At 70.2% G+C, this 24,983-nt stretch carries 24 protein-coding genes and 1 pseudogene; 12 read left to right on the top strand and 13 right to left on the bottom strand.

The genetic code is table 11. From position 1 onward, the window contains the following. Window positions 1-37: 37 nt before the first annotated feature. The gene (locus JJ685_RS24755; RefSeq protein ID WP_201677045.1) at window positions 38-421 is read right to left on the bottom strand and encodes a hypothetical protein; all 384 of its coding nucleotides are present in this window, start codon (window positions 419-421) and stop codon (window positions 38-40) included. Window positions 422-647: 226 nt separating this feature from the next. Here JJ685_RS24755 and JJ685_RS24750 point away from each other — a divergent pair. From JJ685_RS24750 to JJ685_RS24735, 4 genes and pseudogenes are all read left to right on the top strand, one after another. Next, window positions 648-827: pseudogene (locus JJ685_RS24750) on the top strand (hypothetical protein); the annotation flags it as partial. Window positions 828-1,301: 474 nt separating this feature from the next. Next, window positions 1,302-2,354, top strand: coding sequence for a hypothetical protein (locus JJ685_RS24745; RefSeq protein ID WP_201677043.1), 1,053 nt, complete (start codon window positions 1,302-1,304; stop codon window positions 2,352-2,354). 250 nt (window positions 2,355-2,604) lie between these two features. Next, window positions 2,605-3,612, top strand: a complete 1,008-nt coding sequence (gene sbmA, locus JJ685_RS24740) for a peptide antibiotic transporter SbmA (protein WP_201677042.1) — start codon at window positions 2,605-2,607, stop codon at window positions 3,610-3,612. Window positions 3,613-3,852: 240 nt separating this feature from the next. Then, the gene (locus JJ685_RS24735; RefSeq protein WP_201677041.1) at window positions 3,853-4,647 is read left to right on the top strand and encodes a cytochrome c3 family protein; all 795 of its coding nucleotides are present in this window, start codon (window positions 3,853-3,855) and stop codon (window positions 4,645-4,647) included. Here the strand turns inward: JJ685_RS24735 and JJ685_RS24730 are convergent. Further along, the gene (locus JJ685_RS24730; protein WP_236599258.1) at window positions 4,644-5,462 is read right to left on the bottom strand and encodes a helix-turn-helix transcriptional regulator; all 819 of its coding nucleotides are present in this window, start codon (window positions 5,460-5,462) and stop codon (window positions 4,644-4,646) included. The two genes, JJ685_RS24735 and JJ685_RS24730, sit on opposite strands and share 4 nt — an antisense overlap. Before the next feature lie 141 nt (window positions 5,463-5,603). Here JJ685_RS24730 and serC point away from each other — a divergent pair, with 141 nt between their 5' ends. From serC to JJ685_RS24710, 4 genes are all read left to right on the top strand, one after another. Further along, complete coding sequence (gene serC, locus JJ685_RS24725; RefSeq protein WP_201677039.1) at window positions 5,604-6,686, top strand: 3-phosphoserine/phosphohydroxythreonine transaminase; 1,083 nt, start codon at window positions 5,604-5,606, stop codon at window positions 6,684-6,686. After that, entirely contained in the window at window positions 6,679-7,863 is a 1,185-nt protein-coding gene (locus tag JJ685_RS24720; protein WP_201677038.1) for a phosphoglycerate dehydrogenase, read from the top strand. Before serC ends, JJ685_RS24720 begins: the two co-directional genes overlap by 8 nt. Before the next feature lie 63 nt (window positions 7,864-7,926). After that, on the top strand, window positions 7,927-10,812 hold the full coding sequence (locus tag JJ685_RS24715; RefSeq protein ID WP_201677037.1) for an aconitate hydratase: 2,886 nt from the start codon (window positions 7,927-7,929) through the stop codon (window positions 10,810-10,812). Further along, a complete protein-coding gene (locus tag JJ685_RS24710) occupies window positions 10,809-11,990 on the top strand; it encodes an FAD-dependent oxidoreductase (protein WP_201677036.1) in 1,182 nt (393 codons plus the stop codon). The genes JJ685_RS24715 and JJ685_RS24710 overlap by 4 nt, the downstream gene beginning before the upstream one ends. 6 nt (window positions 11,991-11,996) lie before the next feature. Here the strand turns inward: JJ685_RS24710 and kynA are convergent, their stop codons facing one another. The 4 genes from kynA to JJ685_RS24690 form a co-directional block, all read right to left on the bottom strand. Further along, window positions 11,997-12,776, bottom strand: coding sequence for a tryptophan 2,3-dioxygenase (kynA, locus tag JJ685_RS24705; RefSeq protein WP_201677263.1), 780 nt, complete (start codon window positions 12,774-12,776; stop codon window positions 11,997-11,999). 103 nt (window positions 12,777-12,879) lie between these two features. Continuing rightward, on the bottom strand, window positions 12,880-14,142 hold the full coding sequence (kynU, locus tag JJ685_RS24700; RefSeq protein WP_201677035.1) for a kynureninase: 1,263 nt from the start codon (window positions 14,140-14,142) through the stop codon (window positions 12,880-12,882). Then, window positions 14,139-14,768, bottom strand: coding sequence for an arylformamidase (kynB, locus tag JJ685_RS24695; protein WP_201677034.1), 630 nt, complete (start codon window positions 14,766-14,768; stop codon window positions 14,139-14,141). Before kynB ends, kynU begins: the two co-directional genes overlap by 4 nt. Before the next feature lie 118 nt (window positions 14,769-14,886). Next, window positions 14,887-15,222 carry a YkgJ family cysteine cluster protein gene (locus tag JJ685_RS24690; RefSeq protein ID WP_201677033.1) on the bottom strand — a complete coding sequence of 112 codons (336 nt, stop codon included), beginning with the start codon at window positions 15,220-15,222 and terminating at the stop codon, window positions 14,887-14,889. A gap of 90 nt (window positions 15,223-15,312) precedes the next feature. On the opposite strand from JJ685_RS24690, the gene JJ685_RS24685 reads away from it, so the two are divergent. Beyond that, window positions 15,313-15,702 carry a hypothetical protein gene (locus JJ685_RS24685; protein WP_201677032.1) on the top strand — a complete coding sequence of 130 codons (390 nt, stop codon included), beginning with the start codon at window positions 15,313-15,315 and terminating at the stop codon, window positions 15,700-15,702. Between the two features lie 116 nt (window positions 15,703-15,818). Here JJ685_RS24685 and argF read toward each other — a convergent pair whose 3' ends face one another. Then, the gene (argF, locus tag JJ685_RS24680) at window positions 15,819-16,739 is read right to left on the bottom strand and encodes an ornithine carbamoyltransferase (protein WP_408015495.1); all 921 of its coding nucleotides are present in this window, start codon (window positions 16,737-16,739) and stop codon (window positions 15,819-15,821) included. A 5-nt stretch (window positions 16,740-16,744) separates the two neighbouring features. Beyond that, complete coding sequence (locus JJ685_RS24675) at window positions 16,745-17,938, bottom strand: aspartate aminotransferase family protein (protein ID WP_201677030.1); 1,194 nt, start codon at window positions 17,936-17,938, stop codon at window positions 16,745-16,747. A gap of 261 nt (window positions 17,939-18,199) precedes the next feature. Here JJ685_RS24675 and JJ685_RS24670 point away from each other — a divergent pair, with 261 nt between their 5' ends. Then, a complete protein-coding gene (locus JJ685_RS24670; RefSeq protein ID WP_201677029.1) occupies window positions 18,200-18,523 on the top strand; it encodes a DUF3579 domain-containing protein in 324 nt (107 codons plus the stop codon). A gap of 301 nt (window positions 18,524-18,824) precedes the next feature. Here JJ685_RS24670 and rpsT read toward each other — a convergent pair whose 3' ends face one another. Continuing rightward, window positions 18,825-19,130, bottom strand: coding sequence for a 30S ribosomal protein S20 (gene rpsT, locus JJ685_RS24665; RefSeq protein WP_201677028.1), 306 nt, complete (start codon window positions 19,128-19,130; stop codon window positions 18,825-18,827). A gap of 116 nt (window positions 19,131-19,246) precedes the next feature. On the opposite strand from rpsT, the gene murJ reads away from it, so the two are divergent. Both murJ and JJ685_RS24655 read left to right on the top strand, forming a co-directional pair. Further along, window positions 19,247-20,812, top strand: a complete 1,566-nt coding sequence (gene murJ / locus JJ685_RS24660) for a murein biosynthesis integral membrane protein MurJ (protein WP_201677027.1) — start codon at window positions 19,247-19,249, stop codon at window positions 20,810-20,812. Window positions 20,813-20,873: 61 nt separating this feature from the next. Next, window positions 20,874-21,728 carry a SirB1 family protein gene (locus tag JJ685_RS24655; protein WP_201677026.1) on the top strand — a complete coding sequence of 285 codons (855 nt, stop codon included), beginning with the start codon at window positions 20,874-20,876 and terminating at the stop codon, window positions 21,726-21,728. A gap of 6 nt (window positions 21,729-21,734) precedes the next feature. On the opposite strand, the gene JJ685_RS24650 is transcribed toward JJ685_RS24655, so the two are convergent. The 4 genes from JJ685_RS24650 to JJ685_RS24640 form a co-directional block, all read right to left on the bottom strand. Further along, entirely contained in the window at window positions 21,735-22,832 is a 1,098-nt protein-coding gene (locus tag JJ685_RS24650; RefSeq protein WP_201677025.1) for an amidohydrolase family protein, read from the bottom strand. A 56-nt stretch (window positions 22,833-22,888) separates the two neighbouring features. Beyond that, the gene (locus tag JJ685_RS29945) at window positions 22,889-23,149 is read right to left on the bottom strand and encodes a hypothetical protein (protein WP_236599256.1); all 261 of its coding nucleotides are present in this window, start codon (window positions 23,147-23,149) and stop codon (window positions 22,889-22,891) included. Then, window positions 23,140-23,628 (bottom strand): ParA family protein, encoded by a 489-nt coding sequence (locus JJ685_RS24645; RefSeq protein ID WP_236599255.1) that lies wholly within the window; start codon window positions 23,626-23,628, stop codon window positions 23,140-23,142. Before JJ685_RS24645 ends, JJ685_RS29945 begins: the two co-directional genes overlap by 10 nt. A 160-nt stretch (window positions 23,629-23,788) precedes the next feature. Continuing rightward, window positions 23,789-24,979 (bottom strand): MFS transporter, encoded by a 1,191-nt coding sequence (locus JJ685_RS24640; protein WP_201677024.1) that lies wholly within the window; start codon window positions 24,977-24,979, stop codon window positions 23,789-23,791. Window positions 24,980-24,983: the final 4 nt, after the last annotated feature.

The following is a 24,983-nucleotide window of genomic DNA, read 5'->3' as shown; positions in this document are numbered from 1 at the left end:
AAAGCGGCCCGCGGGCCGCTTTTTTTCTTCGTGCCGGTCAGCGGAGGGCCAGGTGGCGCTCCAGCTCGCGCAACTGCGTGCCGCTCAGGCCGGTCGTGTCGATCGCGGTGCGGCTCGTGATGATGGAGTACTGCCGCCCGGGAATGGCGAAGCTGCCCTTGCCGCTGCTGGCGCCCATGATGGTGGGGCCGCTGCCGGCCATCACGGCGGGACCGCTCTGCGTGCCGGGACTGCCTTGCACGTGCTCGGTCGCGCCCGTCGTGGCGGCGGCCATCGTGGCGTCCGTGCTGCCCGGGCTGACCGGGGTGGCGGCGCTGCCGCCGGTGCTCGCTCCGACGCCCTCGGCGGACGCAACGCCCATCGCACTACCCAAGGCAGCCGCCAGCAGGACGGCATGCCAATTGCTGAACTTCGATCTCATAGATTGCTCCTGCGCTCTGAGTTCTTTCATGCTGCCGTGCAGCCACGTGGGCGCAGTCGGTACCAGGCCGCAGTTCCTGTGCGGGATGCCTGACACTGCGGTGGCGCCTGACGGCCCAGGCGTGCGTGCCAGGAGCTGGCGGGAACCGGTAGCGTGCGCGGCACGACATCTGCAGAAAAGGCAAAGCAGAAAATGTTCCGCTCCTTCTTCCTGACCCGGCGCTGGTGTGTTCCTGGCCTCCCCGGAACTGGCGGCGATCGCCTCCAAGCTGGGCCCCATCCCGACGGTGGCGGAGTACCACGCCGACGTGGGCGTGATCAACAAGGAAGCCGGCAAGGTGTACCGCTACATGAACTTCGACCAGATCGCGGAATACGCGGAAGCGGCGAAGGAAGTGACGGCTTGACGGCGCTGCGCTGAACGGAAAGAAGCGGCCCGCGGGCCGCTTCTTTCTTTGCCGCCGCCTTTAGTTGCGGTCGGCCTTCCTGGCCAGGCGCTTCGCGGGTGCCTTGTCCATCGTCGCGGCGGACGATGCCGCCGTCCCGCTGCCGAGCGCCGCGTTGCCTGCGGCTGCCGGCGCGCCACCCAGTGCGGTGCCCGTTGCGCCCGGCGAGCCCGCGGGGATCCCGCTCAGGGCTGGCGAAGGCACGAGCACCGTGGCCGGCGTTACCGCGACCGCACCCGCAGGGGCGCCAGCGACTCCAGTGCCGCCTGGGCCGCCAGGGCCGCCAGGAACGATCAACCCAGGCAGGGCGACTGTCGTTGCAGGCGCTCCGCCCGGTCCGGGGGTGCCCGGACCGCCGCCGACGGGTGTCCCACCCGGGGTGCCGCCAGCGGTCGTGCCGCCGCCCGGGGTACCGCCGCCTGGGGTGACGCCACCGTGGCCGGTGTCGCCGCCGCCGTGGCCGCCGTTGTCACCGCCGCCGTGGCCGGTGTCGCCGCCGTGGCCGCCGTTGTCGCCGCCGCCGTGGGCGGTGTCGCCGCCGCCATGACCGCCGTTGTCACCGCCGCCGTGGCCGGTGTCGCCGCCGCCGTGGCCGCCGTTGTCGCCGCCGCCGTGGCCGGTGTCGCCGCCGCCATGGCCGCCGTTGTCACCGCCGCCGTGGCCGGTGTCGCCGCCGCCATGGCCGCCGGTGTCGCCGCCGCCGTGGCCGCCGGTGTCGCCGCCGCCGTGGCCGGTGTCGCCGCCGCCATGGCCGCCGGTGTCGCCGCCGCCGTGGCCGGTGTCGCCGCCGCCGTGGCCGCCGGTGTCGCCGCCGCCGTGGCCGCCGGTGTCGCCGCCGCCGTGGCCGCCGGGGCTACCGCCGCTGCTAGCACCGCCGCCGCTCCCGCTGCCCCCACCACCGCCGCTGCTTCCGCCGCCGCTACCGCTTCCACCGCCGCCGCTGCTTCCGCCGCCGCTACCGCTTCCACCGCCGCTACCGCTTCCACCGCCGCTACCGCTTCCACCGCCGCTGCCACTTCCACCGCCGCCGCTTCCACCGCCGCCGCCTCCATCGCCGCCGCCGCTTCCGCTACCGCCGCCGCTGCCGCCACCGCCGCTGCCGCTGCCACCACCGCCGCTGCCGCTGCCACCACCGCCGCTGCCGCTGCCACCGCCGCCGCTGCCGCTGCCACCGCCGCCGCTGCCACCACCGCCGCTGCCACCACCGCCGCTGCCACCGCCGCCGCTGCCACCGCCGCTGCCACCGCCGCCGCTGCCACCACCGCCGCTGCCACCACCGCCGCTGCCACCGCCGCTGCCACCGCCGCCGCCGCCGCTGCCACCGCCGCCGCTGCCTCCTCCACCGCTACCCGCTCCCGCACCGGCGCCGCCGCCGTCCGCGTAAACCGCCGGGCTCCATGCCATGCCGAGCGCGCTCACGAGAGCTGCGGAGAGCAGCGCCACCTTCAATGTTCCGATCGTGTTTTTCATCATTCATCCCTGCTTTGAAATGCCAACCGCTGCCGGCCCGTGCTTGCGCACGGTGGGTGCGTGAACCCGTCTCCCGCGCGGCACTGGGATGCAGTGCAGGTGATGCGATCCCCATGGTCGCCCCAGCCGCCGGGGCACCGGAGTGGGGTTTGCGCCCCCCGGAGCGTGCGCGACAGCGGACAGTGTTTGCAGGCGACGAGCGACTCGTCGGCACCCGCCGGAGGCGCGCAGCCGGTAGCATGCGCACGCAAGAACCAAGAGGCCTCCGATGTTCCGTTCCTTCTTCCTTACCCGTCGCTGGTGGTCGTGGTCCATCCTGGGGACGATCCTGATCCTCTTCACCACCTGGTACCGGGTGCAGCTGGACGTGCAGATCAACGACTGGTTCGGCAGCTTCTACGACCTGGTGCAGAAGGCGCTGGGCAGCAAGGGCAGCGTGACGCTGCCGCAGTTCTGGGGCCAGCTCTCCACCTTCCTGCACATCGCGATGATCTACGTGATCGTCGCCGTGTTCGTCGACTTCTTCGTCAAGCACTACATCTTCCGCTGGCGCCAGGCGATGAACGACTACTACATCCAGTACTGGGAACGGCTGCGCGGCATCGAGGGCGCGGCGCAGCGCGTGCAGGAAGACACGATGCGCTTCGCCAGCATCATGGAAGGCCTGGGCGTGGACCTGGTGCGCAGCGTCATGACGCTGGCTGCCTTCGTGCCCATCCTGTGGACGCTGTCGGACCAGATCACGCAGCTGCCGATCGTGGGATCGATCCCGCATTCGCTGGTGTGGGTCTCGATCGGCTGGGCGGTGTTCGGCACCGTGGTGCTGGCATTCACCGGCATCCTGCTGCCGGGCCTGCAATTCCAGAACCAGCGGCGCGAGGCGGCCTACCGCAAGGAACTGGTGTACGGCGAGGACGATGCCGCGCGGGCGCAGCAGCCGGTGGTGACCTCGCTGTTCCAGGAGGTGCGCCGCAACTACTTCCGGCTGTTCTTCCACTACCTGTACTTCGACGTGGTGAAGTGGTCCTACCTGCAGGTGAGCGTGCTGGTGCCGCTGATCGCCCTGGGCCCCACGGTGGTGGCGGGCGTGATCACCCTGGGCGTGATGCAGCAGATCTCGCGCGCCTTCGACAAGGTGACGGAGTCCTTCCAGTACCTCGTGTACAGCTGGAGCACCATCGTGGAACTGATCTCGGTCTACAAGCGCCTGCGGGCCTTCGAGAGCCAGATCCACGTCGTGGAGGTCGAGGGGGGAGCCCTGCCGGCGCGGACGTGAGGCACGCTTCGTGAAGTGGCGGGCCGTTCCGCCTTCGAGGCGAAACGCTGATATCCCTCAAGTCGAGGTGGACATCGATGGCGCACAATCCGAACAGGCAATTCGCAGGTTCCAGGCGCACCGGGATGCGCCATCCGGCCTTGACGGGAGTTTCGCCGTTGCTATACCTTCGTTGTTACCTCTGCGGCGGCGTTCGGTCGTCCTCCTGATCGATCCGCACGTGGCTTCCTGAGCTCCCGTATGCTTCGCAACCCCTCCGGCCGCGCGCTGGTCTCGGCATTGGGCATCGCCCTCGCAGTGGCTGCGCTCCCGATCGGTGCGCAGCTCAGCAACTCCAAGCACAATCTCACGAGCAGCGGGCCGGGGTACCTGCCCTCCGATCCCCGTGAGCTCTGCGTTTTCTGCCACACGCCCATGGGCGCCGAGGCGACGGCCCTGGTGCCTCAGTGGAACCTCACCTTGCGGTCCCCCTCGACGTACCGGAGCTACGACTCGCTGGGGACTTCCACCATGACCGGCCAGGTGGCGCCGGTCGGGTCGGTTTCGCTCGTCTGCCTGTCCTGCCACGACGGGACGCAGGCCATGAGCGCGGTCATCAATTCCACTTCGTCCGGGTCGCTCCTGAGGGCCGGGGCGTATCCACTCCAGTCGGAGCCGATCATCGGCGCGGTCAGCAGCGTCGGGACCGACCTGCGCGACGATCACCCGGTCGGCGTGCAGTACGGCGGCGGCGGACTCACGGAAACCGCGCCGAGTGCGCCGACCCGGAACCCCGACTTCCGGGCGCCCCAGACCGGGGTGCTGAACGAGGTGCGCATCTGGTGGGTCGAAACCGAGGGGGGTGGGACCGGAACGCGCCGCAAGACGGACCTGAGCCTGTACACCCGCACGCGCTCCGACGGCTACACCGGGCAGTCCGTCGCCGAGCCGTTCGTGGAGTGCGCCAGCTGCCATGACCCGCACACCGACAGGGCCCTGTTCCTGCGCATCAGCAACACCCGCAGCGCCCTCTGCCTGACCTGCCACGTGCTCTAGCCCGGGGCCGCGTCGGCCGCTGCGATCCGCCGCAGGGCGTCGGCGGTGGCCGCGTCCACCGGGAAGAACGTTTCCAGCGCGATCTCCTGCAGGGTGACGTCCAGCGGCGTGCCGAACACGGTCACGGTGCTGATGAAACACAGCACGCCGCCCGGCGAGCGCAACTGGAGCGGCATCGCGACCCCCAGGACCTCGCCGGGCAGGCGCGGCGCTTCCGCTTCCGGCGCGACGGGATAGGCGCGCAACTCCTGTTCAAGTTGCTGCAGGTAGTCATCGGCCGTCACCTGCACCTGCTGCCGCAAGCGCTCGAACAGGTGGTGCCGCCATTGCCCCAGGTTGACGATCCGCGGCGCCAGCCCCTGCGGGTGCAGGCTCAGGCGCAGGACGTTCACGGGCGGCTGCAGCAGCGCCGGATCGATGCCCGCCAGCAGGTGCCGGATCATGGAGTTCGACGCCACCAGGTTCCAGTGCCGGTCGACCGCCAGGGCGGGATACGGCTCCTGGCTGCGCAGGATGCGCTGCACCGCCTCGCGCGCCGCCGCAAGGGCGGGGTCGTCCAGCGGCCGCTCCCGGTACATGGGCGCGTAGCCGGCCGCGACCAGCAGGGCATTGCGCTCGCGCAGCGGCACGGCGAGCCGCTCCGCCAGGCGCAGCACCATCTCGCGGCTCGGCACGGAGCGTCCCGTCTCCACGAAGCTCAGGTGCCGGGTCGAAACCTCGGCCTCGTGGGCGAGTTCGAGCTGGCTCATGCGGCGGCGCAGGCGCCAGTGGCGCAGGTGCTCGCCGAAGGGGCGCGGGGCGACGCGTGAGTCCATGGGTGGCATGGTAGACGCGCTCCGGGCGCGCCGCGCGGCAGTGGCCCGCGCCGGGAGGGGGTCCCGGTCATCTTGTATGCTGGCAGGTCCCGGCGCGCCCGCGCCCTGCCTTCCCCTGCGAGATAGAGAGAAACGATCCCCATGAGCCGCGTCTTCAACTTCAGTGCCGGTCCCGCCGTGCTGCCCGAACCCGTCCTGCGCCAGGCCGCCGACGAGATGCTCGATTGGCAGGGCACCGGCATGTCGGTCATGGAGATGAGCCACCGCGGCAAGGAATTCATCTCGATCCACGCCGAGGCGGAGGCCAACTTCCGCGAGCTGATGGACATCCCGTCCAGCTACAAGGTGCTCTTCATGCAGGGCGGCGCCATCGGCGAGAACGCCATCGTGCCGATGAACCTGATCGGCCGCACCGGCCGTGCCGACTACGTGCTGACCGGCGACTGGTCGAAGAAGTCCGCCAAGGAAGCCGCGACCTACGGCCAGGTCCATGTGGCTGCCACGGCCGCCGCGAGCAAGTTCACGGCGGTGCCCAGTCAGTCCGAATGGAAGCTGGACCCGGGCGCCGCCTACGTGCACATCTGCTCCAACGAGACCATCGGCGGGGTGCAGTTCCACTGGACGCCGGATACCGGCAGCGTGCCGCTGGTGGCCGACATGTCGTCGGACATCCTGTCGCGCCGCATCGACGTGCGCAAGTACGGCCTGATCTACGCCGGCGCCCAGAAGAACATGGGGCCCTCGGGGCTGACGATGGTGATCGTGCGAGAGGACCTGCTGGGCCACGCGCTGGCCATCACGCCATCCGCCTTCAACTACCAATTGCAGGCCGAGGCGGATTCCATGTACAACACACCCCCGACGTACGCCATCTACGTCGCGGGCCTGGTGTTCCGGCACGTGAAGAAGATGGGCGGGCTGGCGGCGATGGAGGCGCACAACCTCGCCAAGGCGAATGTCCTGTACGATTTCCTCGAGACCAGCAGCTTCTACCGCAACCCGATCGCCAAGGAGGACCGCTCGCTCATGAACGTGCCGTTCTGGCTGAACGACGAGTCGCACAACGACGCCTTCCTCAAGGGCGCGGAGCAGCGGGGCATGCTGCAGCTCAAGGGCCATCGTTCGGTGGGCGGCATGCGCGCCTCCATCTACAACGCGATGCCGATCGAGGGCGTGCAGGCGCTGGTGCAGTACATGAAGGAGTTCGAGTCCCGGCATGGCTGACAAGGCGTCCTTCGCAGTCCTGGTCCTCAACCAGATCTCGAAGGCTGGTCTCGAGCGGCTGCCCGCTGGCCGCTATCTGACGGGCAAGGACCTCGCCGAACCCGACGCGATCCTGGTCCGCTCGGCGGACATGCATTCCATGGCGATCCCCGCCTCGGTGCTGGCCATCGGCCGCGCCGGCGCGGGCACCAACAACATCCCCGTGCAGGCGCTCAACGCGCGAGGCGTGCCGGTCTTCAACACGCCCGGTGCGAACGCCAACGCGGTGAAGGAACTCGTGCTGGCCGGCATGCTGATGGCGGCGCGCCGCCTCGGTGCCGCGCAGCACTTCGTGGCGCAGCTCGATGGGGCGGACGGCCTGGACAAGGCGATCGAGGAGGGCAAGAAGCCCTTCGCCGGCTTCGAGCTGGCCAACCAGACGCTGGGCGTCATCGGCCTCGGCAAGGTGGGCTGCCTCGTCGCCGACGCGGCCATCAAGCTGGGCATGCACGTGCTGGGCTATGACCCCGACATCACCGTCGATGCGGCCTGGAGCCTGCCGTCGCAGGTGCAGCGTGCGGCGAGCGTGGAGGACGTCCTGCGCAACGCGCAGCTGGTCACCCTGCACGTGCCGCTGGTCGAGGCGACGCGCCACCTGGTGAACGCCGACCGGCTGCGCCTCATGCGCGCCGACGGCGTGCTGCTCAATTTCTCGCGCGAGGGCGTGGCCGACGACGCTGCCGTGGTCGCGGCGCTCGACGCGCGCCGGCTGGGCGCCTACGTGTGCGACTTCCCGAACCGCGCGATCCTGCGGCATCCGCAGGTGATCGCGTTCCCGCACCTGGGCGCCTCGACCCGCGAAGCGGAGGAGAACTGCGCACGCATGGTGGCCGACCAGCTGCGCGACTTCCTGGAGCACGGCAACATCCGCAATGCCGTCAACTTCCCGCAGGTGACCATGGCGCGCGAATCGAACTGGCGCGTCGCGATCGCCAATTCCAACGTGCCCAACATGCTGGGCCAGATCTCCACCGCCATGGCGCAGGCGGGGCTGAACATCCACAACATGGTCAACAAGTCGCGCGGTGACATGGCGTACACGCTGGTGGACGTGGACAGCGCGGTGGATCCTTCGGTGCTCGAGACCATCCGCGCGATCGACGGCGTGCTCGCCGTGCGCTACCTGCCGGTGGCCTGAGCGCCACCTCGACGTTTGTTCTGGCGGCACAATGCCGCAAAGCAACAACGAGAGGTGAAGAGAATGGCGCACGCGTTCCCCGAAACACTCCAGGGCTTCAAGGCCGGCCGCGGGCTGGAGGGAAAGTTCTACTCGCTCCCCGCGCTGGCCGGATATTTCCCCAATGTGAAACGGCTGCCCGTCTCGATGCGCATCGTGCTCGAGTCGGTGCTGCGCAACTGCGACGGCCGAAAGGTCACGGCCGAGCACGTCGGGCAGGTGGCGAACTGGCAGCCCAATGCCGAGCGGACGACGGAGATCCCGTTCACCGTCGCGCGCGTGGTGCTGCAGGACTTCACCGGCGTGCCGCTGCTGGCCGACCTGGCCGCGATGCGCAGCGCCGCGCAGCGGCTGGGCAAGGATGTGGGCCGGATCGAGCCGCTGGTGCCGGTCGACCTGGTGGTGGACCACTCCGTCATGATCGACCACTACGGCACGCGCGACGCGCTCGACCTCAACATGCGGCTGGAGTTCTCCCGCAACAAGGAGCGCTACCAGTTCATGAAGTGGGGCATGCAGGCCTTCGACACCTTCCGCGTCGTGCCGCCGGGCTTCGGCATCGTGCACCAGGTCAACCTGGAGTACCTGGCGCGTGGCATCCACCAGGGCGAGGACGGCGTCTGCTACTTCGATTCGCTCGTGGGTACCGACAGCCACACGACCATGATCAACGGCGTCGGCGTGGTGGGCTGGGGCGTGGGCGGCATCGAGGGCGAGGCCGCGATGCTGGGCCAGCCGGTCTACTTCCTCACCCCCGACGTGGTCGGTTTCGAGCTGTCCGGCCGGCTGCGCGAGGGCTGCACGGCCACGGACGCGGTACTGACCATCACCGAGCTCCTGCGCAAGCACAAGGTGGTGGGCAAGTTCGTCGAGTTCTTCGGCGAGGGCACGCGCAGCCTGGCGGTGCCGGACCGCGCCACCATCGCCAACATGGCGCCGGAGTACGGCGCCACCATGGGCTTCTTCCCGGTGGACGAGCGCACCCTGGACTACTTCGAGGGCACCGGCCGCAGCAAGGAGCAGGTGAAGATGCTGGAGGCCTACTTCAAGGCCCAGGGGCTGTTCGGCGTGCCGATGCCGGGCGAGATCGACTATTCCACCGTGGTGCGGCTGGACCTGGGCGACGTCGTGCCCAGCCTGTCCGGGCCCAAGCGCCCGCAGGACCGTATCGAGATCGGCCAGGTGGCCGCCACCTTCAAGTCGCTGTTCTCGAAGCCGGTGTCCGAGAACGGCTTCAACAAGCCGCAGGAGATGCTGCTCACGCGGCACCTGGTCGACAAGCCCGACACCGCCGATGACCGCAGGACCGACAACCCGCCCATGGCGGTCGCGGCGCAGCAGTCCGAGGTGGAGATGGAGGCCAACAAGCCGACACCTTCGGCGGCGCACGCCAAGTCGGTGCCGCCGGTGGAAGTGCACGACGTCACCATCGGCAACGGCGACGTGCTGATTGCCGCGATCACCAGTTGCACCAACACCTCGAACCCCGGCGTCCTGCTGGCCGCCGGCCTGCTGGCGAAGAAGGCGGTGGAGAAGGGGCTGAAAGTCCAGCCGCACATCAAGACCTCGCTGGCCCCCGGCTCGCGCATGGTCACCGAGTACCTGACGGATGCGAAGCTGCTGCCCTATCTCGAGGAGCTGGGCTTCACGGTCGCGGGCTACGGCTGCACCACTTGCATCGGCAACTCCGGCGACCTCACGCCCGAGATCAACGACGCCATCGCGCAGAGCGACCTGGTGTGCGCGGCGGTGCTTTCGGGCAACCGCAACTTCGAGGCGCGCATCCATCCGAACATCAAGGCCAACTTCCTGGCCAGCCCGCCGCTGGTGGTCGCCTACGCGCTCGCCGGCACCATGCTGCGCGACCTGATGACCGAGCCGGTGGGACAGGGCAAGGACGGCAAGGACGTGTGGCTGGGCGACATCTGGCCGTCCAGCGACGAGATCCACAAGCTGATGAAGTTCGCGATGAACCCCAAGGGCTTCCGCGCGAGCTACGGCAAGGTGAAGAGCGAGCCGGGCAAGCTGTGGGAAGCCATCCAGGGTGTCTCGGGCGACACCTACGACTGGCCGGAGAGCACCTACATCGCCGAGCCGCCCTTCTTCGAGGGCTTCGGCCTGGAAGTGCCCGCGGCGGCTGAAGCGGCCGCCGCGGCCGGCACCGCGGCGCCGGTGGCGATCCGCGATGCGCGCATCATGGCGCTGTTCGGCGACTCGATCACCACCGACCACATCTCGCCCGCCGGCTCCATCAAGGAGAACTCGCCGGCCGGACGCTGGCTGGTGGAGCACGGGGTGAAGAAGACCGACTTCAACAGCTACGGCTCGCGCCGCGGCAACCACGAGGTGATGATGCGCGGCACCTTCGCCAACGTGCGCATCAGGAACCTGATGCTGCCGCCGGGCCCGGACGGCTCGCGCGAGGAGGGGGGCCTCACGGTCCACCGCGATGCGCAGGGCAACGCGGAGAAGACGTTCATCTACGACGCGGCGATGAAGTACATCGCCGAGGGCCGCCCCACGGTGATCTTCGCCGGCGAGGAATACGGCACCGGCTCCTCGCGCGACTGGGCCGCCAAGGGCACGCAGCTGCTGGGGATCAAGGCCGTGGTGGCGCGCAGCTTCGAGCGCATCCACCGCAGCAACCTGGTGGGCATGGGCGTGCTGCCGCTGCAGTTCCAGGGCGACATGAGCTGGCAGTCGCTGGGGCTCACCGGCGAGGAGCTGGTGGACATCGAGGTCGACCCGCAGCTGAAGCCGCAGAGCCAGGCCGCGCTGATCATCCGGCAGCCCGACGGCGACTGCCGCGAGGTGAAGCTCACGCTGCGGATCGACACCCCGATCGAGACCGACTACTACCGGCACGGGGGCATCCTTCCCTACGTGCTGCGCCAGCTGCTCGCGGGGTGAGCGAAGAACTCCTCGTCATCGGTGGCGGCATCGGCGGGCTGGCCGCCGCGCTGGCGGCGCGGCGCGCCGGCTGGGAGGCGCGCCTATTCGAGCAGGCCGAAACGTTCTCCGAAGTCGGCGCCGGCATCCAGCTCGGGCCGAACGTGACGCGCATCCTGCGCGAGTGGGAGCTGCTGCAGGGCGGGTTGGCGCGGCAGGTCGTCGCGCCGCCGCGGCTGCGCGTGCGCGACGGCAGCGACGGCGACGAACTCGGCGTGCTGGAACTGGGCGACACGATCGCCCGGCGCTATGGCGCGCCCTACCTGACGGTGCACCGCGCAGACCTGCAATCGGCCCTGCTGGCCGCGGCACAGGAAGCCGGCACCCGGATCCACCCCGGCTCGCGCGCGGAAGCCGTGGAGCAAGCGGGCAAGGTGGTGCAGCTGCGCACCACGCGCGGCAAGCTGGTGGAAGGCGATGCCCTGGTGGCCGCCGACGGCGTGTGGAGCCAGTTGCGCGCCGCGGTCGTCACCGACGGCGGCCCGCAGCCCACCGGCCATCTCGCCTACCGCGGGCTCGCCCGCCAGCAGGACCTGCCCGCGGCGCTGCGCAGCGACGAAGTCACGGTCTGGCTGGCCCCGCGCATGCACCTGGTGACCTATCCGCTGCGGGGCGGCGAGTGGCTCAACGCGGTGTGCGTGGTGCAGGGCACGCAACCCGGCGATCCGCGCGACTGGGACCACGCGGCCTCGCAGGCGCAGCTGGAGGCGTCGCTCGGCCCCGTGTGCGGCGAGGTGCGCGAGCGGGTGGCGGCGATGCCCACGTGGCGCCTCTGGGTGCTGCACGACCGGCCACCGGTGGCTTCGCCCGAGGCGATGGCGCGGGGACGGGTCGCGCTGCTGGGCGATGCCGCGCATCCGATGCGGCCCTACCTGGCGCAGGGCGCGGGCATGGCCATCGAGGACGCGCGCGAGCTGCAGCGGGTGCTCTCGGTGGCCGACGACCGCACCGTGGAAGTGACGACCGCGCTGCGCCGCTATGCCCTCAACCGCTGGGAGCGCGTGGCGCGGGTGCAGGGGCGCTCGCAGCGCAACGGCACGATCTTCCACGCGACCGGGCCGCTGCGCATGGCGCGCAATGCGGCGATGGCCGTCGGGGGGACGCGCTTGCTGGACCAGCCGTGGCTGTACGGGGGGTGAGCGGGGCTACAGGTCCGTGCGCAGCTGCCAGATCTCCGGGAACAGCACCACGTCCAGCATCTTGCGCAGGTAGGGCACGCCGCCGGTGCCGCCGGTGCCGCGCTTGAAGCCGATCACGCGCTCCACCGTCGTGACATGGCGGAAGCGCCAGAGGCGGAAGGCGTCCTCCAGGTCCGTCAGCTCCTCGCCCAGCTCGTACAGGTCCCAGTGCGCCTGCGGCGCGCGGTACACCACCAGCCAGGCCTGCTCCACCTCGCGGCTGGCTTGGTAAGGCTGCGTCCAGTCGCGCGCCACGTGCGAGGCCGGCACCGGCAGGCCGCGGCGCGCCAGCAGGCGCAGCGCCTCGTCGTAGAGCGAAGGCGCCTCGAAGGCGGCCTGCACCACGGCGAGCCGCTGCGCGTGCCCCTCGTGCGGGCGCAGCATGGCCGGATTCTTGTTGCCCAGGTTGAATTCGATGCAGCGGTACTGCCAGCTCTGGAAGCCGCTGGAGGTCGCGAGGTAGGGGCGGATCGCGCTGTATTCGGCCGGCGTCATGGTGGCCAGCACGTCCCAGGCGTGCACCAGCTGCTCCATGATGCGCGACACCCGCGCCAGCATCTTGAACGCCGGCGGCAGCTCGTCGCGCGCGATGTGGGCCTTGGCCGCGGCCAGCTCGTGCAGCATCAGCTTCATCCAGAGCTCGCTGGTCTGGTGCTGCACGATGAACAGCATCTCGTTGTGGTCGGGCGAAAGCGGCTTCTGCGCCTGCAGGATCGCGTCGAGCTGCAGGTAGTCGCCGTAATTCATCTCATCGCTCACCGGGTAACCTCCCCCAGGCTCCGCACTGCGTGCTCCTCCTCCCCCCTCCGCAAGCGGAGGGGGCGAGCGCCTTCGGGCGGCCGTGCGGCGCTCACGTGACCACCTGCTGCCGGTGGAATTCGGGCCGCTGCCATTCGCCGCTTTCCAGTACTTCGCGCAGGTGCTCCACCGCGTTCCAGGCATCCTCGAAGCGCAGGTACAGCGGCGTGAAGCCGAAGCGCAGGATGTCCGGCCGGCCGGCGCGGAAGTCGCCGATCACCCCGCGCGCGACCAGCGCCTGCACGATGGCGTAGGCGCCCTCCGCGCGCGTGAGGCAGACCTGCGAGCCGCGCCGCGCGTGCTCGCGCGGCGTGGCCAGGCCCAGGCCGTGGCCGCCGCAGCGCTCCTGCACCAGCGCGATGAACAGGTCGGTCAGCGCCAGCGACTTGCGGCGCAGTGCCGCCATGCCGCCCAGGGGCTGCGCCGCCAGCACGGTGTCGAGGCCGCAGTCGAGCGCGACCATGCTCAGCACCGGCTGGGTGCCGCAAAGGTAGCGCGCGATGCCGGGCGCCGGCCGGTAGTCGCTATGGAAGGCGAAAGGCGCGGCATGGCCCCACCAGCCGGCCAGCGGCTGCCAGAAGCGGTCGGCGTGCCGCGGGTGCACCCAGGCGAAGGCCGGGGCGCCGGGGCCGCCATTGAGGTACTTGTAGCCGCAGCCGACGGCGAAGTCGGCCCCGGCCGCATGCAGGTCGACCTCCACCGCGCCGGCGCTGTGCGCGAGGTCCCAGGCCACCAGCGCGCCGGCAGCGTGCGCCGCGCGTGTGACCGCGGCCATGTCGTGCATGGCGCCGGTGCGGTAGTTGACGTGCGTGAGCATCAGCACGGCGGTGCCCTCATCGAGCGCCTCCGGGAGCTGCTCCGCCTCCAGCAGATGCAGCGTGAAGCCGCGCTCGCGGCACAGCGACTCCGCGATGTAGAGGTCGGTCGGGAAGTTGCTGCGCTCGCTCACCACGGTGCGGCGCTGCGGCGCATCGGCCTGCACGATGGACAGCGCGGCGCTCAGCACCTTGAACAGGTTGATCGAGGTGCTGTCGGTGGCGACGAGCTCGCCGGGCCGGGCGCCGACCAGCGGGGCGATGCGGTCGCCGAGGCGCTGCGGCATCTCGAACCAGCCGGCCGTGTTCCAGGAGCGGATCAGTCCCTCGCCCCATTCCTGGCGCACGGCGCGGGCGATCCGCTCCGGCGCGTGCTTCGGCAGCGGGCCGAGCGAATTGCCATCGAGGTAGATCACGCCCTCGGGCAGCGTGAACAGCTCGCGCAGGCCGCGCAGCGGGTCCTGCGCATCGAGGGCGCGGCAGTCCTGCAAGGTGGTCATGCGAGCTCCCGCAGCACGGCGCGCACCGGCGAGGCATCGGCCGTCACCAGCTTCAAGGGCAGGGCGATCAGCTCGTAGTCGCCTTCGGGGACCTCGTCCAGCACCAGGTTCTCCAGCACCCGCAGGCCGCGCCGGCGCACCACCTGGTGGCTGGGGAGTTCCTTGCTCTCGGCCGGGTCGATGCTGGCGGTGTCGATGCCCACCAGGAGGACGCCGGCATCGGCCAGACGGGCGATGGTGTCCGGCGCGAAGGCGGCGAGCTGCGGATCCCAGCGGTCCACCGGGGCGCGCGCGTAGGTGCGCACCAGCACGCGCGGGGGCAGGGCTTGCGCCGCATGCGCGAGGTGCTCCCAAGTGACGAGCGGGCCCCGCGCGATCGCGTGGATCACGCGGCAGGGGCCCAGGTAGGGATCGAGCGGCAGCGTGCCGATGGCCGCCCCTTGCGGGTCGTAGTGCAGCGGCGCGTCGGCATGCGCGCCGACGTGCGGCGACAGGGTCAGCGTGCTGACGTTGACGGGGCAGCCCGGGGCGATCGTGGCGGCCCACTGCTGCGCGTAGGGCGTGTCGCCGGGGAACACCGGCGAGCCCGCGCGCACCGGCGGGGAAATGTCCCAGAGACGAGGCATGCTTGCGACTGTAGTCGCAAGCATGCCTCGTCTGCGACGGTATCAGGAGCCCCCCATCCCAGCCTTCCCCCCGGAGGGGGGAAGGGGCGGGGCGCGTGGTGTTCAGGGCCGATGGGGCTTATGTGGCCGGGGTTTCCGGGTCGAGTGGCGGCAGGCCGTGGCGGGCGCGGGCCTTGTCGCAGGCGTGGCTGCCGGGCTCCAGTTCGCGGCAGGGGTTGGGCCGCCACTCGTAGATGCCGCAGGAGGCGCGCTCGCCCACCTTGCCCACCAGCGCGGCGCAGCGGATCGGGACGTGGTCGGTGCCGCGCATGCGCCAGGTGGTGCCGGTCACCTCCACCGCGAGGCCGGCGGGCACGGTGCCGCCGTGCTCGTCGATTTCGTGGACCGAGAAGTCGACGCGGAAGGCGGCGCAACAGGCGCCGCAACGCAGGCAGGGGTGCTCGGGATCGGCCATCGGGAGGAGTCAACGCAAGGAAGGGCGGGCGCGTTGCGGTAGGGCTGTATGCCAATACAGTGTTCGCCACGACCCTTACAGGAGGCCTGCATGGATCTGCAGATCGCGCGGCAGATTATCGATGCCCTGGCGCAGGGCATCCATCCCGTCACCGGCGAAGCCATGCCGGAAGACAGCCCCTACAACGCGCCGCCGGTGATCCGCGCGCTGCACGCGGTGTCGCGGGCGCTGGAGGAGGCGCCGGAGGGCCCGGCAACGGAGGAGGCCCGGCCGCGTGCGGCGCCGCCGCCCAATGCCGGCAAACGCTGGTCGCCGCAGGAAGACTCGGCGCTGGAGATCGCGTTCGATGCCGGCATCCCGCTCAAGCAGGTGGCGCAGGAACTCGGGCGCACCAGCTTCGCGGTGGAGCAGCGGCTGATCCGGCTGGGGAAGGTGGAGGCGCCGGCGGGAGGCGGGCGCTTCGGTCGCCCCGCCGCCTAGGTTTGCTCCTCCCCCTCGGGGGGAGGCTGGGAGGGGGCACGCAGGGGAGGCGGTGGGACGCCGGCGTGCCCCCATCCCTCTACCCTCCCCAGCGGGGGGGAGGGGGCAGGACAGGGTCAGTCCGTGACCTTGCCGAGCAGCAGGTACTCCATCAGCGCCTTCTGCACGTGCATCCGGTTCTCCGCCTCGTCCCACACCACGGACTGCGGGCCGTCGATCACCTCGGCTTCGACTTCCTCGCCGCGGTGCGCGGGCAGGCAGTGCATGAACAGCGCGTCGGGCCTGGCGACCTTCATCATCTCGGTGTCCACGCACCAGTGGGCGAAGGCCTCGCGCCGCTGCTCGTTCTCCGCCTCGAAGCCCATGCTGGTCCACACGTCGGTGGTCACCAGGTCGGCGCCGCGGCAGGCCTCCATCGGGTCCTTGAAGACCTTGAAGCTGTCGCCGCTGCGGATGCCCGCCACGGCCTGGTCGACCTCGTAGCCGCTGGGCGTGCTCACGTGCACCGTGAATCCCAGCAGCGCCGCCGCCTGCAGCCAGGTGTTGGCCATGTTGTTGCCGTCGCCGACCCACGCCACGACGCGCCCCTTGATGGAGCCGCGGTGCTCGATGTAGGTGAAGATGTCCGCCAGGATCTGGCAGGGGTGGAACTCGTTGGTCAGGCCGTTGATCACCGGCACGCGCGAGTGCTCGGCGAAGCGCGCGATCTTGTCCTGCCCGAAGGTGCGGATCATCACCAGGTCCACCATGCGGCTGATCACCTTGGCGCTGTCCTCGATCGGCTCGGCGCGACCGAGCTGGCTGTCGCCGGTGGTCAGGTGCACCACCGAGCCGCCCAGCTGGTACATGCCGGCCTCGAAGCTCACGCGCGTGCGCGTCGAGGCCTTCTCGAAGATCATCGCCAGCGTGCGGTCCGCCAGCGGGTGGTATTTCTCGTAGTTCTTGAACTTGCGCTTGATGACCGCGGCACGCTGGAAGATCCACTCGTGCTCCTCGGTGGAGAAGTCGCTGAACTGCAGGAAGTGCTTGATGGCCATGGCCGTCATTCCGCCAGGAAGTTCTTCACGAGCGGCGCCAGGATGGACACGACGTCGTCCGCCTGCGCCTCGGTCATGATCAGCGGCGGCAGCAGCCGCACCACGGTGTCCGCGGTCACGCTGATCAGCAGGCCGGCCTCGGCCGCGCGCTGTGTGAGCACGCCGCAGTTGCGGTCCAGCTCCACGCCGAGCATCAGGCCCTGGCCGCGGATCTCCACCACGCCCTTGAGCGCGCCGAGCTCGCGCGCCAGCGCGCCCTTGAGGTGCTGGCCGACGCGGGCGGCGTTTTCCAGCAGGTCGTCCTCCTCCATGATGCGGAGGGTCTCGACGCCCGCGCGCATGGCCAGCGGGTTGCCGCCGAAGGTGGTGCCGTGGTTGCCCGGCTGGAAGATCCCGGCCGCCTTCGGGCCGGCCACGACGGCGGCGATCGGCACGCCCGAGCCCAGGCCCTTGGCCAGCGGCATCACGTCCGGCACGATGCCGGCCCACTGGTGCGCGAACCACTTGCCGGTGCGGCCCATGCCGCACTGCACCTCGTCGATGATCAGCAGCCAGCCCTTGAGGTCGCACAGCTCGCGCACCTTCTGCAGGTAGTCGATGCGCATCTGGTTGATGCCGCCTTCGCCCTGGATGGTCTCGAACATGACCGCGACCACGCTGTCGTTGCCGTCGGTCGCCTGGCGCAGCGCGGCGATGTCGTTCATCGGCACGCGGATGAAGCCTTCCACCAGCGGCTCGAAGCCCTTCTGCACCTTGTCGTTGCCGGTCGCCGACAGCGTGGCGATGCTGCGGCCGTGGAAGGCCTTCTCGTACACCACGATCTGCGGCCGCGAGATGCCGCGGTCGTGCCCGTACTTGCGCGCGAGCTTGATCGCCGCCTCGTTGGCCTCCAGCCCGGTGGAGCCGAAGAACACGTTGGTCATCCCGGACAACTCGACCAGTTTGGCCGCCAGCTTCTCCTGGTTGGGCACGTGGTAGTAGTTGCAGCTGTGGATGATCCTGCCGATCTGCTCCTGCAGTGCCGGCACCAGCTTGGGATGGTTGTGGCCGAGGGTGTTGACCGCGATGCCCGCCAGCGCGTCGAGGTAGCGCTTGCCATTGACGTCCCAGACGTACACCCCTTCGCCGCGGTCGAGCGCGATCGGCAGCCGGCCGTAGGTGTTCATGGTGTGGGGCGATGCCGCCTCGAGGTAAGCCATGGACTCTTCCTGTTTCCTGAAACGAAAGCGGCTCAACGAGAGGTGAGCCGTTGGAGCACGATTGTAGGCACACGCCCCCGCGGCTTTGTTTGAGAATTCCGCATCGCAGCGATGCACGACCGCCGGGCGGCCAGACAGCCCCGTGACAGGCTTGCGGTGTCCAATGCAGCAGGTCCGCCGGGGCTCAACTCTTATATAAGATATAATACTTGTGCGGTGCAGCAGGGTGTCCTGCATCGTCCAGAACCGACCCTCCCTCCCATGGTTTCCAGCGCTGCCGCCGAAGTCTTCATCCAGGGTGTGACCCGCGAGGGCAAGACGTTCCGCCCCAGCGACTGGGCCGAGCGGCTGGCCGGCGTGATGAGTTCCTTCCGCCCGGGCGGCGCGCAGCCCGGCAGCCACCTGAACTACTCCCCCTGGTGCATCCCGACTGTGATCGACGGCATCAAGTGCGTGATCGTCAACCGCGCCCTGCGCGACTACGAGCCCATGGCCTGGGACTTCGTCATGAACTTCGCCCGCGACAACGAGCTGAAGGTCAGCGAAGGCGTCGCGCCGCAGCGGGAAGAGCGCAAGGCGGCGTAGCGGGCGTAGCGGCCTAGGGTGGGCCGCCAGATCGAACAGCCAAACCAAACGGCCAAACCAAACAGCCGAACGCAGAGGGCGCGGAGGCTACGCAGAGAACGCAGAAGAAACTCCTGCCGAAGGGCTTTTCTGCGTCCTCTGCGTACCTTTTGCGCCCTCTGCGTTCGGCTGTCTGGTTTGATGCTCGTAGAGGTGCCCCAACGAAAAAACCGCCCGAAGGCGGTTTTTCGTTTTGCTGGCAGCGCACCCGGATCAAACGGCGTGAGTCGCGGGACTCACGGGCTGACCTGACGATGGATCGTCAGGCGGCGGCCGCGGCCTGGAGGGCCTTGACCTTGGCCGACAGGCGGCTCTTGTCGCGCGCGGCCTTGTTCTTGTGGAAGATGCCCTTGTCGGCCACCGTGTCCACGATCGATTGCGCCTTGGCGAACAGGTCGGTCGCCTTGGCCTTGTCACCCGCGGCGACCGCCTTCTCGACGTTCTTCACCGCGGTACGGTACTTGGAGCGCAGCGAGGTGTTCGCCGCGTTGAGCTTGACGTCCTGGCGGGCGCGCTTGCGGCCCGACGCCAGGCGGGGGTTCTTCTTCTTGGGTTTTGCGGATGCCATGAAATATTCCTTACGTGTCTGAGGATGTTGCCAGCAAAGCCGACGATTATAACCGGCGGGCATCTCCCCGGCCAGGGGTGGGAATGGCCGCGCCAGCGCAGGGCATACTCGCCCCGGTGAGCCTGTTCAAAGCCGCTTCCACCGTTTCCGCCCTCACCCTCGCTTCCCGCGTCACCGGCCTCGGCCGCGACATGCTGTTCGTCGCCTTTTTCGGCGTGAGCGCGCTGACGGACGCGTTCTACGTCGCCTTCCGCATCCCCAACCTGTTCCGGCGCGTCTTCGGCGAGGGCGCGTTCAGCCAGGCCTTCGTCCCGGTACTGGCCTCGTGCCGCACCAAGGAAGGCGATGCCGGCGCCAAGCACATGGTGGACCACGTCTCCACCGTCCTGCTCTGGACGCTGCTGCTGCTGTGCGTGCTGGGCGTGGTCGGCGCGCCGCTGCTGGTCTGGGCGCTGGCGAGCGGCCTGCGCAAGGACCCGCACGCCTACGACGCGGCCATCCTCATGACGCGCTGGATGTTCCCCTACATCGGCTTCATGTCGCTGGTGGCCCTGGCGGGCGGGATCCTGAACACCTGGAAGCGCTTCGCGGTGCCGGCGGCCTCGCCCGTGCTGCTGAACCTGACCCTGATCGCCTCCATCCTGCTGGCGGCGCCCTGGTTCCGCCGCCTGGGGATCGAGCCGATCTACTCCCAATGCGTGGGCGTGATGCTGGGGGGCGTGCTGCAGCTCGCCATCCAGGTGCCGGCCCTGCGCCGCCTCGGCATGTGGCCGCGCTTCGGCCTCGCGTGGTCGGGGATGAAGGCCTCCTGGCGCGACCCCTCCACGCGCGAGATCCTGCGGCTGATGCTGCCGGCGCTGCTGGGCGTCAGCGTGGCCCAGATCTCGCTGCTGATCAACACCCAGATCGCCTCCTATCTCGCCGCCGGCAGCGTCAGCTGGCTCAACAACGCGGACCGGCTGATGGAGTTCCCGACCGCCATGCTGGGCGTGGCCCTGGGCGTCGTGCTGATGCCGCAGCTCGCGGCCGCGCGCGCGGGCGGAGACGAGGTGCGCTACTCCGCCATGCTCGATTGGGGGCTGCGCCTGGTCGTGCTGCTCGCCATCCCGAGTTCGGTGGCCCTGCTGGTCTTCTCCGCGCCGCTGGTGGCCACGCTGTTCCACTACGGCGCCTTCAAGGACAGCGACGTGGGCCAGGTCGCGTTCGCGCTGGCGGGCTACGGCAGCGGCCTGCTGGGCCTGATCGCGATCAAGGTGCTGGCGCCGGGCTATTACGCGAGCCACGACATGAAGACCCCGATGCGCATCGCGATCGCGGCGCTGGTCGTCACGCAGCTGCTGAACCTCGCGCTGGTGCCGTGGCTCAAGCACGCGGGCCTGGCGCTGTCGATCGGGCTCGGCGCCCTGGTCAACGCCGGCCTGCTGCTCGCCGGCCTGCTGCGCCGGGGCCGCTACAAGCCCAGCGCGGGGTGGCCGATCTTCGCCCTCCAGGTGCTGGCCGCCAGCGCGCTGCTCGCCGTGTTCCTCATGTGGGCGGCGGGCAACTTCCCCTGGGTGGCCTGGCGCGCCGAGCCGCTGAAGCGCGCCGGGATGCTGGCCGGCGTGGTCGCGGCCGCGGGTGTTCTTTACTTCGGCGCCCTGATCGCGGCGGGCCTGAAGCTGCGCCAGTTCGTCAAGCACTGAAGAGGCACCGCCCCGTGGGTCCGCTTGACGGGGTCTGGCACGTCCATTAAAACGGAACACCATGACGTCGCTGCCCCTCTCCGCGCCTTCGCCGCTGGAATACTTCCGGACGCTGGTGCAGAGCGACGAGCACTTCCCCCTGCTGGAAGCCGCGTCGAGCATCGCGCAGGACGAATACCCGGACCTGGACCTGCAGACCGTCCTGGGCGACGTGGACCAGCTCCTCGCCCGCCTGAAGCGCCGCATCCCGGCCGACGCGGCGGCCCTGCAGCGCCTGCGCACGCTCAACCAGTTCTTCTTCCGCGACCTCAGTTTCGGCGGCAACGTCAACGACTACTGCGACCCGGACAACAGCTACCTCAACGTGGTGCTGCGCACGCGCCGCGGCATCCAGATCTCGCTGGCGGTGCTGTGGATCGAACTGGCGCAGGGCATCGGCCTGCACGCGCGCGGCGTGTGCTTCCCCGGCCACTTCATGGTCAAGGTCAACCTGCCCAAGGGCCAGGTCGTGATCGATCCGTTCACCGGCCAATCGCTGTCCCGCGAGGAACTGTCGGAGCGCCTGGAGCCCTACAAGCGCCGCAGCGGCCTGGTGGACGAATTCGAGGTCCCGCTCGGCCTGTACCTGCAGGCGGCGCCGCCGCGCGACATCATCGCGCGCATGCTGCGCAACCTGAAGGAGATCCACCGCGCGCAGGAAGACTGGCAGCGGCTGATCGCGGTGCAGAACCGCCTGCTCGTGCTGCTGCCCGACGCCTGGGCCGAATACCGCGACCGCGGCCTCGCCCACGCGGAGCAGGGCCACACCGAGCTGGCCGTCGACGACCTCGAGACCTACCTGGTGCACGCGCAGGACGCGCTGGACATCGACGCCATCGCGGACCGCGTCGCCAGCCTGCGGCGCGCGCGGCAATAAGCGCCTTCAGGCTTCCAGCCCCAGCAGGCGGGCTGCGTTCAATCCCAGCACGGCATCCTGCTGCGCGGGCGTCAGTCCCGCGTTCAGCACGTGGTCCACGGGCTGCTCGCTCCACGGGATCGGCGAGTCGGAGCCCAGCACCACCTGCGACTCGCCCGCCTCGCCCAGCAGGAAGCGCAGCGCGGGCCCGGTGAACACCAGCGAATCGACGTGGATCTGGCGCAGGTACTCGCTCGGCTTCTTCTTCAATCGGATCTCCGCGTTGCAGTTGGTCGGCGACACGTAGCAGGCGTGGTCCGAGCGCGCCGCGTAGGAGCCGAAGTAGCCGCCGCCGTGCGCCGCCAGGATCTTCAGGCCCGGGAACCGGTCCAGCGTCCCCTCGAAGATCAGCTTGTTCAGCGCGATCGTCGTGTCCAGCGGATTCCCGATCACGTTGGAGAGCCAGCCGTTGCCGCGGAAGCGGCCGGCCAGTTCCGGCGTGCTTTGCGGGTGGATGAACAGCACGGCGCCGAGCTCCTCCGCCTTGGCCCACACGGGATGGAATTTCGGGTCCGAGAAGTCCTGGCCGGCGAAGCTGGCGCCGATGGCGGCGCCGCGCAGCCGGTAGCGGCGCACCGCCTGTTCGAGCTGCTGCGCCGCGATCTCCGGGTTCTGCAGTGCGAGCGAGGCGAAGGCGGCGAACCGGGCGGGCCGCTGCGCGCACAGTTCCGCCAGCTTCTCGTTGTGCAGGTTGCAGATGGCGCGCCCGGTATCCACGTCCTTGCGGTACCAGAACGGGTTGATGCTCAGGACCTGCATGTCCACGCCCTGCGCGTCCATCGCCCGCAGCCGCTCGTCGATCGCGATGAAGTGCTCCGGGATGCCCTTCACGGGGGGCAGGATGCTGCGCGCATCCGGGCCCATCATGTCCAGCGCCTGCTGGAAGAAGCAATGGGTGTGGGTGTCGATGACCTTCACCCGCGATCGCCGCCGCGGGGTCGCGGGGGCGGGCGGCTGCGCCTGCGCCCAGGCGCCGCGCGCGTGCAGCAGCCCGCAGCCGCAGAACATCAGCCCCGAAAGCGTGCCGGCGGAACCCGCCAGAAAGGACCTGCGCGTGCTGCCCATGGCCTGCCTCCTCGGGGAGAGTGAGGCGGCCACCGTAGCACGGTGCCCGCGCCGCTTCAACCGGGTTGGGCGAGCATCCCGGGGTGCAACGGCCGCGCTCCGAGCACGGACGGCCGGCGCACCGGCAGGACCGGTTCGCGCCGCGGCTCCGGCGGAGCCGCCGCCGGCAGCAGCGCCGGCTTGAGCCAGCCCAGGATCGGATCCCACTGCGCGAGGTCGGTGGCGACCTGCGAGGGTGCGACGTCGAACAGGGTCAGCCCGCGTTCCAGGCTCTTCACGTACAGCTGCGTCTCGCGCAGCTTGCCGATCATCTCCACCCCGTTCTCGCGGGCCCAGGCCTCAGCACCTCGCCGCCGCTGGTGCGCCCGTCCACGCGCATGGCGACGGCGGCGACGCGGCACTGCCCCTTGGCGACGCGGGGCAGGGTCTTGAGTTCGGCGACGCAGGCGGCGGCGGACTCGCGGTCGAACAGCGAGGGGCACACGGGGATCACGATCGCGTCGGCGAACATGACGATGCGCGCGAGCTCGAATCCGTGCAGCCCCCCGGGCGTATCGAGCACCACGTGGGTGATGCCGGTCGGCACGCGCAGCACGTTCTTCTGGTCCACCACCCAGGGCGCGATGCCGGGCAGGGACGGATCACGCCGGCGCAGCCAGGCGCGGCTGGACTGCTGGCGATCGACGTCGCCCAGCATCACCGCGAGCTTCTGCCGGGCGCACCACGCCGCCACATGGGCGGCGAAGGTGCTCTTGCCGCTGCCTCCCTTGCGGTTCACCACCGCGACCACCGGCATGGGACCTCCTCTTCCGTGGTTCCGATGGTGCCCGTCAGTGCACCGTCGGACCAACGCCGCCGGTCCGCGCTCGGCCGCCGTTCAGGCCAGCCGGTGTTTCAGAATGTCTGCCACCGGGCCGCGGAAGCTTCCGCGGCTTCCGCCATGCGCGGCGCCGTCGTCAGGCCGGACGGCCGATGCGGGCAAGGCCGGGAGAGGCCATGAGGGCCAGAGCGAGAGCGCAGAGGACCGCGCCGGCGCCGAAGGTCGCGGCCGCGCCGAAGCGCTCCCACAACCAGCCGGCCAGGCCGCTGGCCACCAGCAGGGCGAAGCCGCTGGCCAGGTTGAAGACGCCGAAGGCCGTGCCGCGCAGCGCCGCCGGGGCCGTGTCGGCCACCATCGTGGCGAGCAGCCCCTGCGTGAGGGCCATGTGCAGGCCCCACAGCGCGATGCCGGTCCACAGCAGCACGCCCCGGTCGGAGGCCGCCAGCGCCAGGTCCGCTGCGACCAGCACCGCCAGCCCGATGGCCAGCAGCACCCGGTGCGACATCGTGTCCGCGAGCTTGCCGAAGGGATAGGCGCCGATCGAATACACGAGATTCATCGCGATCAGGACCAGCGGCGCCCAGGCGATGGGCAGCCCTCCCTGCTGCGCGCGCAGCACCAAGAAGGCCTCGCTGAAGCGGGCCAGCGTGAACACGGCGCCCAGGCCCACCACCCACCAGTAGGCGCCCGGGAGCTGGCGCAGGCTCTCGCGGCGGATCGGGTTGACGCGCTTCGCCGCGGGCGGCCGGTCGGGCTCGCGCACGCCGAACCACAGCATCGCCACCGACAGCACGCCCGGGATCACGGCCACCCAGAACACCGCGCGGAAGTCGTTGGCCCACAGCAGCATCAGGGCGACCGCCAGCAGCGGGCCGAGGAAGGCGCCGACGGTGTCGAGCGCCTGGCGCAGGCCGAAGGCGGCGCCGCGCTGTTCCGGGCTCGCCAGGTCGGCCACCAGCGCGTCGCGCGGGGCGCCGCGGATGCCCTTGCCCACGCGGTCGATCAGCCGGGCGCCCAGCACCATGCCGGCGCTGGAGGCCAGCGCGAAGAGGGGCTTGGAGGCGGCGCCGAGCCCGTAGCCCAGCACCGCGAGCGGCTTGCGGCGCCCGAGCCAGTCGCTCCAGACGCCGGAGAACACCTTCACGATCTGCGCCGTGGCTTCCGCCGCGCCCTCGATGAGGCCGACGGCGAGCGTGCTGGCCCCCAGCCCGGTGACGAGGAAGACGGGCAGCAGGCTGTGGATCATCTCCGAGGAGACGTCCATCAGCAGGCTGACGAAGCCGAGCGCCCAGATGCCCGCGGGGAGCCGGGGGCGCGCGGCCTGCATCGCG

The organism is Ramlibacter monticola, from assembly GCF_016722785.1.
GTDB lineage: Bacteria > Pseudomonadota > Gammaproteobacteria > Burkholderiales > Burkholderiaceae_C > Ramlibacter > Ramlibacter monticola.
Note: the sequence above shows the minus strand (reverse complement) of the source record. Positions and strands in the feature narration are given on the sequence as shown.